The following is a 16899-nucleotide window of genomic DNA, read 5'->3' as shown; positions in this document are numbered from 1 at the left end:
TGAGTTACCAGCCGCGCGGCAGTCAACAGACCCGCCGCACGTCGATACAGCGTCCGGGAGCTTTATGTCCAGCGAATACGCCAAACAGCTCGGGGCCAAGCTCCGCGCCATCCGCACCCAGCAGGGTCTCTCTCTCCACGGCGTGGAGGAGAAGTCGCAGGGTCGTTGGAAGGCCGTGGTGGTGGGCTCGTACGAGCGCGGCGACCGTGCCGTGACCGTGCAGCGCCTGGCCGAGCTGGCCGACTTCTACGGGGTGCCCGTGCAGGAGCTGCTGCCCGGCACGACGCCCGGCGGCGCCGCGGAGCCCCCGCCGAAGCTGGTCCTGGACCTGGAGCGCCTCGCCCACGTCCCGGCCGAGAAGGCGGGCCCCCTCCAGCGTTATGCGGCGACCATCCAGAGCCAGCGCGGCGACTACAACGGCAAGGTGCTGTCGATCCGCCAGGACGACCTGCGCACCCTCGCCGTGATCTACGACCAGTCGCCCTCGGTGCTCACCGAGCAGCTCATCAGCTGGGGCGTGCTCGACGCGGACGCGCGCCGCGCCGTCCAGCACGAGGACGCATAGCGCTCGGCGCACTTGCCTCATACGAACGCCGCTGGGCGGGAAACCTTTCGGTTTCCCGCCCAGCGGCGTTTCGGCGTCATGCGCGGCGGATGCCCGGCTTCAGTTCCTTGAAGCGGCCGAGCAGACCGTTGACGAAGGCCGGCGACTCGTCCGTGGAGAACTCCTTGGCGAGCTGCACCGCCTCGTCGATCGCCACGGCGTCCGGGGTGCCGTCCTCCCAGATGAGCTCGTAGGCACCGAGCCGGACGATGTTCCGGTCGGCGACCGGCATCCGGTCGAGGTCCCAGCCGACCGCGTAGGTGGCGATCAGCTCGTCGATCCGGGTCACGTGCTCGGCGTACCCCTCGACCAGCTGCATCGTGTACTCGTTGACGGGCGGCTGCCGGTCGTCGGAGCGCGAGTGCCGGACCCAGTCCGCGAGCACGTCCAGCACGGTCGCGCCGCGCTGGTCGGCCTCGAAGAGGATCTGGAAGGCACGCTTCCGGGAGTTGCTGCGAGCGGCCACGGTTAGCTGTTCACCCGGCCGAGGTAATCGCCGGTGCGCGTGTCGACCTTGATCTTCTCGCCCGTGCTGATGAACAGCGGGACCTGGATCTCGTAGCCGGTCTCCAGCTTGGCGGGCTTGGTGCCACCGGTGGAGCGGTCGCCCTGGACGCCCGGGTCGGTGTGCTGGATGGTGAGCTCGACGGCGGCCGGGAGCTCGACGTAGAGGACGCTGCCCTCGTTCTGCGCGACGACGGCCTCGAAGCCCTCGATCAGGAAGTTGGCGGCGTCACCGACGGTCTTGCGGTCGATGTGCAGCTGGTCGTACGTGTCCATGTCCATGAAGACGAAGTAGTCGCCGTCCATGTACGAGAACTGCATACCGCGCTTGTCGACGTTGGCCGTCTCGACCTTGACGCCGGCGTTGAAGGTCTTGTCGACGACCTTGCCGGACAGCACGTTCTTGAGCTTGGTGCGCACGAAGGCGGGGCCCTTGCCGGGCTTGACGTGCTGGAACTCGACGACGGACCAGAGCTGGCCGCCTTCGAGCTTGAGCACCATGCCGTTCTTGAGGTCGTTCGTGGAAGCCACGGTTGCGGAATCTCCTGGACTGAAGCTGCGACCCCGAAGAGGCACGCGCTACAGCGCGAGCAGCTCCTTGGTCGTGATGGTGAGTAGCTCGGGACCGCCGTCCGCCTCGGGGCGGACGACGAGCGTGTCATCGATCCGGACGCCGCCCCGCCCCGGGAGGTGTACCCCCGGATCTACGGTGACCGGCACGCAAGCGTCCAGTTTACCCATGGCCGAGGGCGCCAGCCGAGGGTCCTCGCCGTTTTCGAGTCCCACGCCGTGACCGACCCACGGACCGAGCCGTTCGGCATGGCCCGCGGCGTCCAGCACCCGGCGCACCGCGCGGTCCACTTCACGGTACGGCGTGCCGGGCACGAGTGCCTCCCGCCCGGCCCGCTGGGCCGCGAAGACCTGCTCGTACAGCTCGATCTGCCAGTCCGCGGGGGACGTCCCGATGACGAAGGTACGGGCGACCTCGCTGTGGTAGCCGTGGTAATCGGCGCCCAGGCAGACGGTGAGGAAGTCGCCCTCCTCGACCCGGCGGTCGCAGGGCACGTGGCCCATCAGCCCCGAGTCCGGCCCCGTCCCCACCGAGGTGGCGAACGCGGCCCCGGTCGCGCCGTGGTCCACCAGCCGCCGCTCCAGCTCCAGCGCCAGATGGCGCTCGGTGCGGCCCACCAGGATCGACTCCAGCAGCTCCCCCAGCGCCTGGTCGGCGATCTCGGCGGCGATGCGCAGACAGGAGATCTCCTCGTCGTCCTTGACCAGCCGCTGCTGCTCCACGGCCGGGCCCAGGTCCTCCAGACGCAGTCCGGGGGCGACCGAGCGCAGGGCGCGGTGGCGCAGGACGGTCAGGTGGTGCTCCTCCACTGCCAGGATCCGCGCTCCGGCTGCCTCCGCGCGCTCCGCGGCCGCCACGGCCGGGTCTCCCTCGACGCTCGGCAGCACGAAGACCCGCAGGTCCCCGGCCGGCCGGGCGCCCGAGCCGTCGTCGAACGGATCCGAGACGCACAGCAGCAGGTCGTGTCCGGGCCCGACGAGCAGGGCCGATCCGGCCGGCACCCGGCCCGCGAGGTAGCGCACATTGGCCCCGCCGGTCACCAGGGCGGCGTCGCCGCCGCCGGCCACGCACCGCTCCAGCAGCCGTGCGCGCCGCGCCGCGTACACGTCGGACATAGCTCCGAGCCTACGATCGGCGGCCGGAACCGGCCTCTCCGGAGCATCCGCCCGGGCCGCTACCAGCGGGGCGGGGCGGCCAGGGCGCGGGCGACGATCTCGTCCAGGAGGCGGGCCGTGGCGGCGACGTCCTGCTGGGAGTTGTCGATGATGGGCAGCCCGGAGCCGTACCAGCCGGCCATCCGGCCGTGGATACGGGCGACCTCCTCGTCGCCGAGGCGGCGGTTGCCGGTGCGCTCGGCGTTGCGCTCCAGGACCACCTGGAGGCCCGGCAGCAGCACCACGGGCAGCAGGCCCGGGCCGATGTGCCGCTGCCAGCCGCCGAGTCCGACGGCGGGCAGGTCGGGGAAGACGGCGTCGTCGATGATGCAGGAGATCCCGTTGGCGACGAAGTTGCGGGCGGCGAAGCCGCAGGTGCGGCGGGCGAGGCGGTACTGGGCCTCGGAGTGGTCGTTCCAGCCCGACTGGGGGTCGGCGAAGCCCGCGCGCACCCATTCGCGGACGTCGTCGAGGCTGATGTGGGCGGTGGGGGCGTGACGGTTGTCGGCCCAGTGACGGGCCACGGTGGTCTTCCCGGCACCGGCCGGGCCGATGAGGAGGACGGCGACGGGCGGAGGTCCGACGAGGGGGCCGGGGCTCGGGCTCGGCGGGGGCGGCACGGCCGGCATCGGGGGGTGCTGCATCCGGTGGTACTCCGTCTCGTGCGGGTGGTGGCCGTCGGGGGTCAGTTTGCCCCAGCCCCGCCCTTGCGCCGTTTCCCGGGGAGACCCCGGACCCCATTCGCCCTTCGGGCGAAGGACACCCGCGCGGAGCGCGAAGAAACGGTGAAAGGGCGGGACAGGGGCACAATCCCCCCAACGCCCAACCTCAGCCCGCCAGTTCCTCCGCCAGCGCCCGCAACGCCAAGCGGTACGAACCGATCCCGAAACCGGCGACCGTGCCGGAGGCGACAGGCGCGATGACCGACGTGTGCCGGAACTCCTCCCGCGCGTACGGGTTGGAGATGTGCACCTCGATCAGCGGAGCCGTCCGCTGCGCCGCCGCGTCCCGCATCCCGTACGAGTAGTGCGTGAACGCACCGGGGTTGATGACGACCGGCAGCCGCCCGTCGGCCGCCTCGTGCAGCCAGCGGATGATCTCGCCCTCGTCGTTGGTCTCCCGGACCTCGACCGCGAAGCCGAGCTCGGCGCCCAGCTTCGTGCACTCCTCCACCAGCCCGGCGTAGGACGTGGCCCCGTAGACATCGGGCTCGCGGGAGCCGAGCCGGCCCAGGTTGGGGCCGTTCAGCACCAGCACCCTGCGCGCGCTCACGCCGCGATCTCCGCGTGTGCGGCCAGCAGCATCGCCGGGTCCGGAGCCTCCAGCACCACCGGCTTGGCCAGCCCGTCCAGCACGATGAAGCGCAGCCGGTCGCCCCGGGTCTTCTTGTCGATCTTCATCGTCTCCAGCAGCTTGGGCCACTGGTCGCCGCGGTAGGTCACCGGCAGGCCCACGGCCTCCAGCACCGCGCGGTGCCGGTCCGCCGTCGCGTCGTCCAGCCGCCCCGCGATCCGGCCGAGTTCGGCGGCGAAGACCATGCCGACGGAGACCGCCGCGCCGTGCCGCCAGTTGTAGCGCTCGTTCTTCTCGATGGCGTGGGCCAGCGTGTGGCCGTAGTTGAGGATCTCGCGCAGGCCCGACTCCTTGAGGTCCTGCGAGACGACCTCGGCCTTGACCCGGATCGCGCGCTCGATCAGCTCGGCCGTGTGCGGGCCGGCCGGGGTGCGGGCGGCCTCGGGATCGGCCTCGATCAGCTCCAGGATCCGCGGGTCGGCGATGAAGCCGGCCTTGATGACCTCGGCCAGGCCGCTGACGTAGTCGTGGACGGGCAGCGACTCCAGCGCGGCCAGGTCGCACAGCACCCCGGCCGGCGGGTGGAAGGCACCGACGAGGTTCTTGCCCTCGGCGGTGTTGATGCCCGTCTTGCCGCCGACCGCGGCGTCCACCATCGCCAGCACGGTGGTGGGCACCGCGATCCAGCGCACCCCGCGCAGCCAGGTGGCGGCCACGAAACCGGCCAGGTCGGTGGTGGCCCCGCCGCCGACGCCGACGACGACGTCGGTACGGGTGAAGCCGGACTGGCCGAGCGCCTTCCAGCAGTAGGCGGCGACCTCGGCGGTCTTGGCCTCCTCGGCGTTGGGCACCTGGATGGCGATGGCCTCGTAGCCCTGGGCGGCCAGGTCCGAGCGCAGCACCTCGCCGGTCTCGGCGAGCGCCTCGGGGTGCAGCACGGCCACGCGCTTGGCGTCGCGGCCGATGAGGCCGGGCAGCTCGCCCAGCAGCCGGTGGCCGACCAGGACCTCGTACGGCGCGGTGCCCGCGCTGCCGGCGACCTGGATACGGGTGGGGGCGTCCGTCATGCGTTCCTCACTGCGTGGTGTCCGGAGACTGCGTGGTGTCCGGTGCGGTGGTGCCGGTGGTGCGGGGCAGCCCCAGCGCCTCGAGCACGGCCTCGGCGACCTGGACGGGCGTCCGGTCACCGGTGGCCACGACGGCGCGGGCGACCTCGTGGTAGAGCGGGCGGCGCGCCTCCATCAGCTCCCGCCACCGCTGACGGGGGTTGATGGCGAGCAGCGGGCGCGGCTTGTCCAGGCCCACCCGGCGGACGGCGTCCGCCAGTTCGACGTCGAGGAAGACCACGGGCAGGCCCTTGAGCAGGGCCCGGGTGTCCGGGTCCATGACCGCCCCGCCGCCGAGGGCGAGCACTCCGGAGTGCTCGGCCACGGCGGCGCGGACGGCCTGCCGCTCCAGCGCGCGGAAGTGCGGCTCGCCCTCGTCGATGAAGATCTCCGGGATGGGCTTGCCGGCCGTCCGCTCGATGTCGGCGTCGGTGTCCCGGTAGCCGGTGCCCAGCCGCTCGGCGAGCAGGGCGCCGATGGTGGACTTGCCCGCGCCGGGCGGGCCGACCAGGACGGCGACGGGACCGGTGGGACCGGTCACTTGATCGCCAGGTTGTCGAGGTAGCTCCGCACGTTGCGGCGGGTCTCGCCGACACTGTCGCCGCCGAACTTCTCCACGACGGCGTCGGCCAGCACGAGCGCCACCATGGCCTCGGCGACGATGCCGGCGGCCGGCACGGCGCACACGTCGGAGCGCTGGTGGTGCGCCTTGGCCGCCTCGCCGGTGGCGACGTCGACGGTGGCCAGCGCCCGGGGGACGGTGGCGATCGGCTTCATCGCGGCGCGGACGCGCAGCAGTTCACCGGTGGTCAGGCCGCCCTCGGTGCCGCCGGAGCGGCCGGACGTGCGGCGGATGCCGTCCTCGGTGCCCACGATCTCGTCGTGCGCCTGCGAACCCGGCACCCGGGCCAGCGCGAAGCCGTCGCCGAGCTCGACGCCCTTGATCGCCTGGATGCCCATGAGCGCCGCGGCCAGCCGGGCGTCCAGCCGGCGGTCCCAGTGCACGTGCGAGCCCAGGCCCACCGGGACGCCGTGGGCGACGACCTCGACGACGCCGCCGAGGGTGTCGCCGCTCTTCTGCGCCTGGTCGATCTCGGCGACCATCGCCTTGCTGGCGTCCGGGTCGAGGCAGCGCACCGGGTCGGCGTCCAGCCGCTCGACGTCGGAGGGCTTGGGGACGAGACCGTAGGGAGCCCTGGCCGAGGCCAGCTCCACCACGTGCGAGACGATCTCGATGCCGGCCGCCTCCTTCAGGAAGGAGCGGGCGACCGCGCCCAGCGCGACGCGCGCCGCGGTCTCGCGCGCCGAGGCACGCTCCAGAATCGGACGGGCCTCGTCGAAGCCGTACTTCTGCATGCCCGCCAGGTCGGCGTGGCCCGGACGGGGCCGCGTCAACGGGGCGTTGCGGGCCATGTCGGCCAGCTCCGCCGGGTCGACCGGGTCGGCCGACATGACCTTCTCCCACTTGGGCCACTCGGTGTTGCCCACCATGACCGCGACCGGGGAGCCCATCGACAGCCCGTGGCGGACGCCGCCGAGGAACGTCACCGCGTCCTTCTCGAACTTCATCCGGGCGCCGCGGCCGTAGCCCAGCCGACGCCGCGCGAGCGCGTCCGCCACCATCTCGGTGGTCACCGGAACGCCTGCGGGCAGCCCCTCCAGCGTCGCCACCAGTGCCGGGCCATGCGACTCCCCGGCCGTCAGCCAGCGCAACCTGCTCAACGGAACTCCTCCTGCTCGCGCCTTCGAACGTGCGGCGGCACGACCGACCCGCGGTGCGGGCCGCCATCCCCGATCCTCCCATGTCCCGGGCGGTTTCCCGGAGGCCGGTCCTTTTCTGGCGCTTTCCTGCCGATCTTCGCCGGACGGGAATGCGGCTCCCCGCCGGACCGGGGCGGCCGACGGGACGTCAGCGCGCCGCCAGGGCCGCCTCTCCCGCCGCGCGCATCGCGGCCAGCGGCGCCCGCGGCACCCCGGTCATCCGCTCGACCTGGAGCACCGCCTGGTGGACGAGCAGGTCGAGGCCGCCGAGGACGGTGCCGCCGCGCCGGGCCCAGGCCGCGGCCAGCGGCGTCGGCCAGGGCTCGTAGAGCACGTCGAAGAGAGTGCCCGCGTGCTCGGGGACGGCGTCGGCCAGGGCGTCCGTCGCCCCCGCGGGGGTGGTGGCGATCACCAGCGGCGCCTCGAACGCCTCGGCGGCCCGCGACCAGTCGGCGACGCGCACGTCCGCCCCGAGCCGCTCGCCCCACTGCCGCATCTCGGCGGCCCGCTCCGGGCTGCGGACGTAGGCGGTCACCTCGCCGGAGCAGATCCCGGCCAGGGCGGCGAGCGCCGAGGAGGCGGTGGCGCCGGCGCCCAGGACGGCGGCCGAGGCGGTCTTCTCCACGCCGCGCTCGCGCAGCGCCGCGACCAGCCCGGGGATGTCGGTGTTGTCGCCGACCCGGCGGCCGTCCTCGGTGAACACCACCGTGTTGACCGCCTCGACGGACCGCGCGGTGGCGCTGACCTCGTCCAGCAGCGGGATGATCGCGCGCTTGAGCGGCATGGTCAGCGAGAGGCCCGCCCACTCGGGGCCGAGCCCGGCCACGAAGCCGGGAAGCGCGGCCTCGTCGATCTCGAATCGTTCGTACGTCCACTCCCCCAGGCCCAGTTCGGCGTAGGCGGCCCGGTGCAGGACCGGGGACAGCGAGTGGACGATGGGCGAGCCGAGTACGGCTGCGCGCTGGCGTGTGGTCATTGGCCGGCCTTCTTGCGCTCCTGGTTGTACCGATCCCGGTTCTTGTTGTGCTCCGCGTTGCTCACCGCGAAGAGCGTCTCGTTCTCGTTGATCGAGACGAAGTAGTACCAGGGACCGGAGGCGGGTTCGAGCGCGGACTTCAGGGCGTCCATGCCGGGGTTGCTGATCGGCCCCGGCGGCAGGCCCTGGATGTAGTAGGTGTTGTACGGGTGCTTGAACTGGCGCAGGTCGTTGACGGAGCCGATGTCCAGGGTGGACTGGCTCTTGGCGTAGTTGACCGTGGAGTCGAAGTCCAGCTTGCCGTTGGTCTCCTTGTTGTCCGGCTTGAGCCGGTTGTAGATGACCCGGGCGATCTTGTCGAAGTCGTGCTTGTACTTGCCCTCGACCTGGACGAGGCTGGCGACGGTGATCACCTCCAGCGGGGACTTCAGGCCCAGCTCCTTGGCCTTGCCCTCCAGGTCCTGCTCGCCGTAGTTCTTCACCGCGCGGGCGACCATCTGCCGCAGGATCTCCTCCGGCTTGGTGCCCTTGCCCGCGTTGTACTGCGACGGGAAGAGGAAGCCCTCCAGCGGGTCCTTGACCTCGGACGAGGCGGTGGCCCAGGCCGGCAGGCCCAGGTTCTTCACCTGGTTGTGCGCGACCTCCTTGGTGGTGCCCGGCTTGAGCTCCAGCTTCTGGTCGATCGCGGTGTAGACGGCGGAGGCGCGGATGCCCTCGCGCAGCGTCAGCAGGTTCTTGGCGTCCGTCATCATCGTGACGGCGGAGGCGGCGGACATCTCCTTGTTCAGGGTGTACGTGCCCGGCTGGATGAGCTTGCCGTTGGCAGCCTCGGTAAAGGCGCGGGAGCTCTTGACGACGCCCTTCCTCTGGAGAGCATCACCGATCTGGGTGAGGCCCGATCCCTTCGCGACCTCCACCTGCACCTGGCCCGAGCCCTCGCCCTCGTAGTCGGGCGCGGGGCCGTAGTTGGTCTGCCAGTAGTCGTAGGCGAGGTAGCCCCCGCCGCCGACGGCGCCGAGGAGCACGACGGCGACCACCAGACAGGCCGTTCCGCTGCGGCGCTTGGGCGCCTTCTTGGCCTTGCCGCCGCGCCGGCCGCGCCGGGGCTCGTCGTCCCCCTCGTCGGCGCCACCGCCGGGCAGGAGGTCTATGGCCGGGGAGGACACCGCGGGAGCCGGGGCCTCCTCCTTGGCGAGGAAGGGCTGCGTGCCCGTGGAGGAGCCGTCCGACCAGTCCTCGGGCGGTTCCTGGACCGGGGCCGGCTGCTGCGGGAACCGCTGCTGCCCCGTGTCGTACGGGACGTGGGGCTGCTGACCGGTGCCGTACGACGACTGGCCCTGCGGATGGGGATGCTGACCGGTGTCGTACTGCTGCCCGCCCTGCACGTGCGGATGCTGCCCCGTGTCGTACGGCTGCTGTCCCTGCAGGTGGGGGTGCTGACCGGTGTCGTACGCCTGCGGGTACCCGGCGCCGTAGTAGCCGCCCTGGCCGTCGGAGCCGCCCGCGTGGCCGCCCCCGCCCTGTGCCGTGTCCCAGCCGTATTGCTGCTGCTCGGCGTACTGCTGCTGCCCGTAATAGGGCTGCTGCTGAGCCTGCTGAGGGGGATACTGCCCGCCCTCGTATCCCTGGTCCCCGTAGTGGGGGTCGCCGGGATTCCACGGTTGGGAGCCGGAACCCCGGCCGTACTCAGTCATCAATCCCCTAGAGCCGCACAGCGGCAGCCGGGCGCCCCCCAAGGGGCGCGGGTCCGATCGTCTGGTCCGGAATGGATGGCGTTCGAACAGCTGCCATGTCGCGCGGAAGGTTACCGTATCGCGATTAGATGACCACTTCGACGGGTTCGCCCGGAGGGTGGCCGGACACCCGTTCGGTCTCCAGCGCGTTCTGCAGAATGATCACGGCCGCCGCCTGGTCGACGACGGACCGCCCCTTCTTGGCGCTCACGCCGGAGGCGCGCAGCCCCTGGGCCGCGGTGACCGTGGTCATCCGCTCGTCCACCAGCCGGACCGGCACCGGCGCGACGCGCCGGGCCAGCTCCTTGGCGAACGTGCGCACCTTGGCCGCCGCCGGCCCCTCCCGCCCGCTGAGCGAGCGGGGCAGGCCGACGACCACCTCGATGGGCTCGTACTCCTCGATCACCGCCACCAGCCGCTTGTGCGCGGCGGGGATGTCCCGCCCCGGCACGGTCTCGACCGGGGTGGCGAGGACCCCGTCGGGGTCGCACGAGGCGACCCCGATCCGGGCGTCCCCGACGTCGACGGAGATGCGTCTGCCTCGTCGCACGCTCAGGCCGCTTCCCCGACGAGGCGCTCGACGGCGGCCATGGCCTCGTCCACGGCCTCCGGGTTCTGGCCGCCGCCCTGGGCGACGTCCGGCTTGCCGCCGCCACCGCCGCCGAGCGTCTTGGCCGCGGTGCGCACCAGGTCACCGGCCTTGAGGCCGCGCTCGCGGGCGGCGTCGTTGGTGGCGATGACGGTCAGCGGACGGCCGCCCGCCACGGTGAACAGGGCGACGACGGCCGGGCGGCCGCCGTTGATCCGGCCGCGGACGTCGAGCACCAGCTTGCGCAGGTCGTCGGCGCCCGTGCCGTCCGGCACCCGGCCGGTGACCAGGGCGACGCCGCGGACGTCCTTGGCGCCCTCGGCCAGCCCGGCGGCGGCCTGGAGCACCTTCTCGGCGCGGAAGCGCTCGATCTCCTTCTCGGCGTCCTTGAGCTTGGCGAGCATCCCGGAGATCTTCTCCGGCAGCTCCTCCGGACGGCCCTTGACCAGCTCGGTGAGCTGGGCGACGACCGTGTGCTCCTTGGCCAGGAAGTTGTACGCGTCGGCGCCGACGAGGGCCTCGACACGGCGCACGCCGGAGCCGATCGAGGACTCGCCGAGGAGCTTCACCAGGCCCAGCTGGGCGGTGTTGGCGACGTGCGTGCCGCCGCAGAGCTCCTTGGAGAAGTCGCCGATGGTCACCACGCGGACCCGCTCGCCGTATTTCTCGCCGAACTCGGCGATGGCGCCGGCCTTCTTGGCCTCGTCCAGGCTCATGATCTCGGCGTGGACCTCCAGCTCGCGCGAGAGGACCTCGTTGATCCGCTGCTCGACGTCCGTGAGGACGCTGCCCGGCACGGCGGCCGGGGAGCCGAAGTCGAAGCGGAAGCGGCCCGGGGCGTTCTCCGAACCGGCCTGGGCGGCGGTCGGGCCCAGGGCATCGCGCAGCGCCTGGTGGGTGAGGTGCGTGGCGCTGTGGGCGCGGGCGATGGCGCGGCGGCGCCGGACGTCGATGACGGCGTAGGCGGAGGCGCCCACGGTCACCTCGCCGACCTGGACGACGCCCTTGTGCACGTGCACGCCGGGGACCGGCTTCTGCACGTCGCGGACCTCGATCACGGCGCCGGTGTCGAGCTTGATGCGGCCCTGGTCGGCCTGCTGGCCGCCGCCCTCGGCGTAGAACGGGGTGCGGTCCAGGACGACCTCGACCTCGTCGCCCTCGGTGGCGGCGGGCGAGGGCACGCCGTCCACGAGCAGGCCGACGACCGTCGACTCGCCCTCGGTGGTGAGGTAGCCGGTGAAGTCGGTGGCGCCGGAGGCGTCGGCGACCTCGCGGTAGGAGGACAGGTCGGCGTGGCCGGTCTTCTTGGCCTTGGCGTCGGCCTTGGCGCGCTCCCGCTGCTCCTTCATCAGGCGGCGGAAGCCGTCCTCGTCCACGGAGAGGCCCTGCTCGGCGGCCATCTCCAGGGTGAGGTCGATGGGGAAGCCCCAGGTGTCGTGGAGCAGGAACGCCTTCTCGCCGGCGAGGATCTTGCCGCCGGTGGCCTTGGTCTCGGTGACGGCGGTGTCGAGGATGTTGGTGCCGGCCTTCAGGGTCTTGAGGAAGGCGGCCTCCTCGGCGAGCGCGACGGTCTCGATGCGCTTGCGGTCCGAGACGAGCTCCGGGTACTGCTGCCCCATCGTGTTGATGATCACGTCGAGCAGGTCGGCGACGACGGGGCCGGTGGCGCCCAGCATCCGCATGTTGCGGATGGCTCGGCGCATGATGCGGCGCAGGACGTAGCCGCGGCCCTCGTTGCCGGGGGTGACGCCGTCGCCGATGAGCATCACGGAGGTGCGCATGTGGTCGGCGACCACGCGCAGCGAGACGTCGGAGGCGTCGGCGGCGCCGTAGCGGACACCGGTCAGCTCGGTGGCCTTGTCGATGACCACGCGCAGGGTGTCGGTCTCGTACATATTGCGCACGCCCTGGAGGATCATGGCGAGGCGCTCGAGGCCGAGACCGGTGTCGATGTTCTTGGCGGGGAGGTCGCCGAGGATCGGGAAGTCCTCCTTGCCGTCGCCGGCACCCCGCTCGTACTGCATGAAGACCAGGTTCCAGATCTCCACGTACCGCTCGTCGTTGACGGCCGGGCCGCCCTCGGGGCCGAACTCGGGGCCGCGGTCGTAGTTGATCTCGGAGCAGGGGCCGCAGGGGCCGGGGACGCCCATGGACCAGAAGTTGTCCTTCTTGCCCAGGCGCTGGATGCGCTCGGCGGGGACGCCGACCACGTCGCGCCAGATCCGCTCGGCCTCGTCGTCGTCCTGGTAGACGGTGATCCAGAGCTTCTCGGGGTCCAGCCCGAAGCCGCCCCCGTCCACCGGGGTGGTCAGCAGCTCCCAGGAGAGCTTGATCGCGCCCTCCTTGAAGTAGTCGCCGAAGGAGAAGTTGCCGCACATCTGGAAGAACGTGCCGTGCCGGGTGGTCTTGCCGACCTCCTCGATGTCCGGCGTACGGACGCACTTCTGCACGCTGGTGGCACGGCTGAACGGCGGCTTGACCTCACCGAGGAAGTACGGCTTGAAGGGCACCATGCCGGCGGGGACCAGGAGCAGCGTCGGGTCGTCCGCGATGAGCGACGCCGACGGCACGACGGTGTGACCGCGCTCTTCGAAGAAGCGCAACCAGCGGCGGCGGATTTCGGCGGACTCCATCAGTGGTCCTCTTTCCGGGTGAGCGAGTGATGGGGATGCTGTTGTTCGACGACCACGAGGTGCGGCCGCTGCCCGGGGAGCGCCCGGGGCTCGGGCTCCGGCGCGGCCGCCAGGCCGAGCGCGTCCTTGAGCGCCGCCTCGCGGTGTGCCATGCCGTCGCGGATGTCGAGGGCGAAGAGCTTGACGCGCCGGCCGGCGAGCACGGCACGGTCGGCGGCCTGGAGCGCCAGGCTCTCGGGCGTGAGCTTGTCCAGGGTGCGGTTGACCTTGGTGGTGGCCCACACACCGGCGGCCACACCGGTCGTGAACCAAAAAGCACGGCGGAACATTTCTCGGTCAACCCTTCCCACGGGTACGGCGGCCGCCGCGCCGGGCGGACGGCAGTTTCTTGCCGACGGTCCTACCGGTGAACGCAACCCGCTCGGGCTCCGCGGGGCCGCCCTTGCGGCCGATCGCCCGCCGCACCCCGTAGCCGAAGGCGGCGACCTTGACCAGGGGACCGCCGAAGGCGGAGGAGACGGTCGAGGACAGCGCGGAGGCGTTGGCCGTGACCTCCTGGACGTCCGCGGCGATCGAGTCGACGCGGGCGAGCTGGGTGTTCGCGGAGCGGACCGTCGCCGAGGCGTCGGCGAGGAGCGGGACGGCCTGTTCGGTGACGTCGGCGACCAGCTTGGTGGCGGCCTTCAGGGCCTGTGCCAGACGGACCAGGACCAGGGCGATGAAGGACACCAGGATCGCCCAGAAGACGGCCACGAGGATCCCGGCCACCTCTCCACCGGACACTGCACCGCTCCCTGCTCGTCGTCGCTGGTCACACAGCTGGTCACATACGTAGAACGTCGGATACCGACCTTATCGCGCCGGGGGTGACCTCCCGTACTCCGTTTCGGCCCCGCTCCGTTTCGGCCCCGGCGGAGGCGTCCGTGCCCGTTCGGAGCCGTGCCCGTCCGGAAAAGCACGGCGGCCCGCCGCTTCGCGCGCCACGGGGGCGGGAGGCGGCGGGCCGGCCGGAGAAAGAGGTGCTACGTCCGGAATTAGCGGGCGTAGTACTCGACGACGAGCTGCTCGTCGCAGATCACCGGGATCTCCTTGCGGTTCGGCTCGCGGTCCAGGCGGAAGGCCAGCGCGGCCAGGTTGACCTGGAGGTAGCGCGGGGTCTCACCCTCGGCGGCGAAGCCACCGGCGCGGGCCGTCTCGAAGAGGGTCTTGGAGCGGCTGCGCTCGCGGACCATCACGACGTCGTCGGGACGGACGCGGAAGGACGGCTTGTCGACCTTGCCGCCGTTGACCTCGATGTGGCCGTGGACGACCATCTGACGGGCCTGGTAGATGGTGCGGGCGATGCCCGAACGCAGAACCAGGGCGTCGAGACGACGCTCGAGCTCGATGACCAGCGCCTCGCCCGTCTTGCCCTCGGCCTTCTTGGCGCGGTCGTAGGCGCGCGCCATCTGGCGCTCGCTGATGTCGTACTGGGCGCGCAGACGCTGCTTCTCGAGCAGACGGACCTTGTAGTCCGAGTTCTGCTTGCGGCCACGGCCGTGCTCGCCCGGCGGGTAGGGGCGGGCCTCGAAGTACTTGACGGCCTTCGGCGTCAGCGCGATGCCGAGCGCACGAGACTTCTTGACCTTGGGACGCGACTGGTTAGGCACGTTCTCCAGACCTCCGAAATAGGTTAGGTTAGGCTCACCTTACTCAAGGAGATCGCATGTCTCGCCCGGGGAACACCAGTCACGTCACGGACAACACGAAGAAGGCCGACGCGCCTGATGGCGTCGGTGCGACGGAGGTCCGATCAGATCGTGGTCAGCCGCGTCCCAGCGGACTTGAAATCGCGCGGATGCCGTCAGCAGCCGAGCGCACACGAACTCTCGTACAGAGTACATGCTCCGCGGTACTGCTCGTTCCCGGGCTGGAGTCCGCCCGCCCGGAGCAGCTCTCCCCCGAGGCCCGCAGCGTGGGCCGCGACGGCGACGTGTTCCTGGCGTTCCCCGCCGCGTCCCCGGTCGTCCGCACGGCCACCCACGCCCAGGACGACGACCTCCCGGCCGTACTGGAGATCACCGACGTGGCCCCGGTCTCCGTCCCCAACCGCATCCGCGGCCGGGCCTGGCTCTCGGGCTGGATCACCTGCGTGCCCGGCGTCGCCGAGCCCGGTCACATGATGCTCCGGCTGGAGCTGGGCGAGGCGTCCGTGGACGACCTGTGGGGCGCGGAGCGCGTCGAACCCGGAGCGTTCGCCGAGGCCGACCCGGATCCACTGGTCGAGTACGAGGCGGATCTGCTCCAGCACCTGCACTCCGGCCACGGCGACCAGGTGCGCTCCCTGTGGCGGCTGCTGGGCGAGCGCCGGGAGGCCGCGGGGCCGGACGACCGGGCCGTGCCGCTGGCGCTGGACCGCTTCGGCCTGCGGGTCCGCTTCACGCACGGCCGCGGCGAGGGATCCCTGGCCGACCGCTCCTTCGACGCCCGCTTCGAATTCCCGGAGCCGGTACGGAACGTGGTGGGCCTGCGCCGGGCGATGCACCGCCTCTTCGACGCGGCGGAGGAGTGAAGGCGCCCCTCCCCCCGTTCACGCCGGACGGGCTGATTCAGCCCGTCCGGCGATTGAGGACTGACGCGGCGCGGCCGCGTTGCCCCGCGCAGAGCGCGGCGAGAGTGAAAGGGCTGGCCAGGGGCTTCACTCCCCCTTCAAACGCTGCCGCACCCGCTCCACCACATCCGCGTACCGCGCCTCCGCCCCGTACCGCGTAGGCCGGTAATACTCCTTCCCGTGCACCGCCTCCGGCGCATACCGCTGCCGCGCGATGCCCCCCGGCAGATCGTGCGGATACACATATCCCTGCGCATGCCCCAGCTTCTCCGCCCCCTTGTAGTGCCCGTCCCGCAGATGCGCCGGCACCGGCCCCGCCAGCCCCGCCCGCACATCCGCCAGCGCCGCGTCGATCGCGAGGTACGCCGCGTTGGACTTGGGCGCGAGCGCCAGGGCGATGGCGACCTGGGAGAGCGTGATCCGCGCCTCGGGGAAGCCGATCATCGCGACCGCCTGCGCACCGGCGACCGCCGTCGTCAAGGCCGTCGGATCCGCCAGCCCGATGTCCTCGCTCGCCGAGATCATCAGTCGCCGCGCGATGAACCGCGGGTCCTCCCCCGCCTCGATCATCCGGGCGAGATAGTGCAGCGTGGCGTCGACGTCCGAGCCGCGGATCGACTTGATCAGGGCACTGGCCACGTCGTAGTGCTGGTCCCCGTCCCGGTCGTACTTCACCGCCGCCCGGTCGACCGTCTCCTCCAGCGTCTGCAGGCCGATCTCCGCCTCGCCCTTGGCGATCGCCGCCCCGGCGCCCGCCTCCAGGGCGGTCAGCGCCCGCCGCGCGTCGCCGCCGGCGATCCGCAGCAGGTGCGCCTCCGCGTCCTCGGACAGCGCGACGGCCCCGCCGAGACCGCGCTCGTCCGTGAGCGCGCGGCGCAGCAGACCGCGCAGGTCGTCGTCGGTGAGCGCCTGGAGGGTGAGCAGGAGGGAGCGGGAGAGCAGCGGGGAGATCACCGAGAAGTACGGGTTCTCCGTGGTGGCCGCGATGAGGGTGACCCAGCGGTTCTCGACGGCCGGGAGGAGGGAATCCTGCTGGGCCTTGCTGAAGCGGTGGATCTCGTCGAGGAAGAGGACGGTCTCCTGGCCGTAGCCGCCGGACGCGCGGCGGGCTCCGTCGATGACGGCCCGCACCTCCTTGACCCCGGCCGTGATCGCGGAGAGCTCGACGAAGCGCTTGTTGGTGGCCTGGCTGACGACGTACGCGAGGGTCGTCTTGCCGATGCCGGGCGGGCCCCAGAGGATCACCGAGGAGGGCCCGGGCCGGCCCCCCCCGGCCCCCCCCCCCCCCCCCCCCCCCCGCGCGCCCCCCGGGGGGCCGGGGGGGCGGCCCCCCCCCCCCGCGGCGGGGGGGGGGGGGCCGGGGGCCGCCCCCCGCCCGGGGCCCC

Annotated in this window: 17 protein-coding genes and 1 pseudogene; 2 read left to right on the top strand and 16 right to left on the bottom strand. The window is 72.1% G+C overall.

The window, feature by feature from the left end; genetic code table 11:
• Positions 1-64 precede the first annotated feature (64 nt).
• Positions 65-565, top strand: a complete 501-nt coding sequence (gene bldD, locus I5Q34_RS21760; RefSeq protein WP_004948690.1) for a transcriptional regulator BldD — start codon at positions 65-67, stop codon at positions 563-565.
• Between the two features lie 76 nt (positions 566-641).
• Here bldD and nusB read toward each other — a convergent pair whose 3' ends face one another.
• The 15 genes from nusB to rpsD all read right to left on the bottom strand — a co-directional run bounded on the left by nusB (position 642) and on the right by rpsD (position 14573).
• Positions 642-1070 (bottom strand): transcription antitermination factor NusB, encoded by a 429-nt coding sequence (gene nusB, locus I5Q34_RS21755; protein WP_199893974.1) that lies wholly within the window; start codon positions 1068-1070, stop codon positions 642-644.
• Between the two features lie 2 nt (positions 1071-1072).
• Positions 1073-1639: an elongation factor P gene (gene efp, locus I5Q34_RS21750; RefSeq protein ID WP_199893973.1), complete on the bottom strand. Its 567-nt coding sequence runs from the start codon at positions 1637-1639 to the stop codon at positions 1073-1075.
• Positions 1640-1687: 48 nt separating this feature from the next.
• Positions 1688-2794, bottom strand: a complete 1107-nt coding sequence (locus I5Q34_RS21745; RefSeq protein WP_199893972.1) for an aminopeptidase P family protein — start codon at positions 2792-2794, stop codon at positions 1688-1690.
• A gap of 59 nt (positions 2795-2853) precedes the next feature.
• On the bottom strand, positions 2854-3477 hold the full coding sequence (locus I5Q34_RS21740; protein WP_199893971.1) for an AAA family ATPase: 624 nt from the start codon (positions 3475-3477) through the stop codon (positions 2854-2856).
• A 184-nt stretch (positions 3478-3661) separates the two neighbouring features.
• Positions 3662-4105, bottom strand: coding sequence for a type II 3-dehydroquinate dehydratase (aroQ, locus tag I5Q34_RS21735; protein ID WP_199893970.1), 444 nt, complete (start codon positions 4103-4105; stop codon positions 3662-3664).
• A complete protein-coding gene (gene aroB, locus I5Q34_RS21730; protein ID WP_199893969.1) occupies positions 4102-5193 on the bottom strand; it encodes a 3-dehydroquinate synthase in 1092 nt (363 codons plus the stop codon). Before aroB ends, aroQ begins: the two co-directional genes overlap by 4 nt.
• Before the next feature lie 7 nt (positions 5194-5200).
• The gene (locus I5Q34_RS21725; protein ID WP_199893968.1) at positions 5201-5773 is read right to left on the bottom strand and encodes a shikimate kinase; all 573 of its coding nucleotides are present in this window, start codon (positions 5771-5773) and stop codon (positions 5201-5203) included.
• Positions 5770-6954 (bottom strand): chorismate synthase, encoded by a 1185-nt coding sequence (gene aroC, locus I5Q34_RS21720; protein WP_199893967.1) that lies wholly within the window; start codon positions 6952-6954, stop codon positions 5770-5772. Before aroC ends, I5Q34_RS21725 begins: the two co-directional genes overlap by 4 nt.
• Positions 6955-7141: 187 nt before the next feature.
• A complete protein-coding gene (locus tag I5Q34_RS21715) occupies positions 7142-7969 on the bottom strand; it encodes a shikimate dehydrogenase (protein WP_199893966.1) in 828 nt (275 codons plus the stop codon).
• On the bottom strand, positions 7966-9663 hold the full coding sequence (gene mltG, locus I5Q34_RS21710) for an endolytic transglycosylase MltG (RefSeq protein WP_199893965.1): 1698 nt from the start codon (positions 9661-9663) through the stop codon (positions 7966-7968). The genes I5Q34_RS21715 and mltG overlap by 4 nt, the downstream gene beginning before the upstream one ends.
• Positions 9664-9787: 124 nt before the next feature.
• Entirely contained in the window at positions 9788-10258 is a 471-nt protein-coding gene (ruvX, locus tag I5Q34_RS21705) for a Holliday junction resolvase RuvX (protein WP_199894310.1), read from the bottom strand.
• Positions 10255-12924 carry an alanine--tRNA ligase gene (gene alaS / locus I5Q34_RS21700; RefSeq protein WP_199893964.1) on the bottom strand — a complete coding sequence of 890 codons (2670 nt, stop codon included), beginning with the start codon at positions 12922-12924 and terminating at the stop codon, positions 10255-10257. The genes ruvX and alaS overlap by 4 nt, the downstream gene beginning before the upstream one ends.
• A complete protein-coding gene (locus I5Q34_RS21695; RefSeq protein WP_199893963.1) occupies positions 12924-13253 on the bottom strand; it encodes a DUF6167 family protein in 330 nt (109 codons plus the stop codon). The genes alaS and I5Q34_RS21695 overlap by 1 nt, the downstream gene beginning before the upstream one ends.
• 7 nt (positions 13254-13260) lie before the next feature.
• Positions 13261-13707 (bottom strand): DUF948 domain-containing protein, encoded by a 447-nt coding sequence (locus tag I5Q34_RS21690; protein WP_199893962.1) that lies wholly within the window; start codon positions 13705-13707, stop codon positions 13261-13263.
• 251 nt (positions 13708-13958) lie between these two features.
• Entirely contained in the window at positions 13959-14573 is a 615-nt protein-coding gene (gene rpsD, locus I5Q34_RS21685) for a 30S ribosomal protein S4 (protein WP_199893961.1), read from the bottom strand.
• A 188-nt stretch (positions 14574-14761) separates the two neighbouring features.
• Between rpsD and I5Q34_RS21680 the strand changes: the two genes are divergently transcribed.
• The gene (locus tag I5Q34_RS21680) at positions 14762-15475 is read left to right on the top strand and encodes a DUF2470 domain-containing protein (protein WP_199893960.1); all 714 of its coding nucleotides are present in this window, start codon (positions 14762-14764) and stop codon (positions 15473-15475) included.
• Positions 15476-15601: 126 nt separating this feature from the next.
• Here the strand turns inward: I5Q34_RS21680 and I5Q34_RS21675 are convergent.
• Positions 15602-16771: pseudogene (locus I5Q34_RS21675) on the bottom strand (replication-associated recombination protein A); the annotation flags it as partial.
• Positions 16772-16899: the final 128 nt, after the last annotated feature.

This window comes from Streptomyces sp. AV19 (genome assembly GCF_015999245.1).
Taxonomy (GTDB): Bacteria; Actinomycetota; Actinomycetes; order Streptomycetales; family Streptomycetaceae; genus Streptomyces.
Note: the sequence above shows the minus strand (reverse complement) of the source record. Positions and strands in the feature narration are given on the sequence as shown.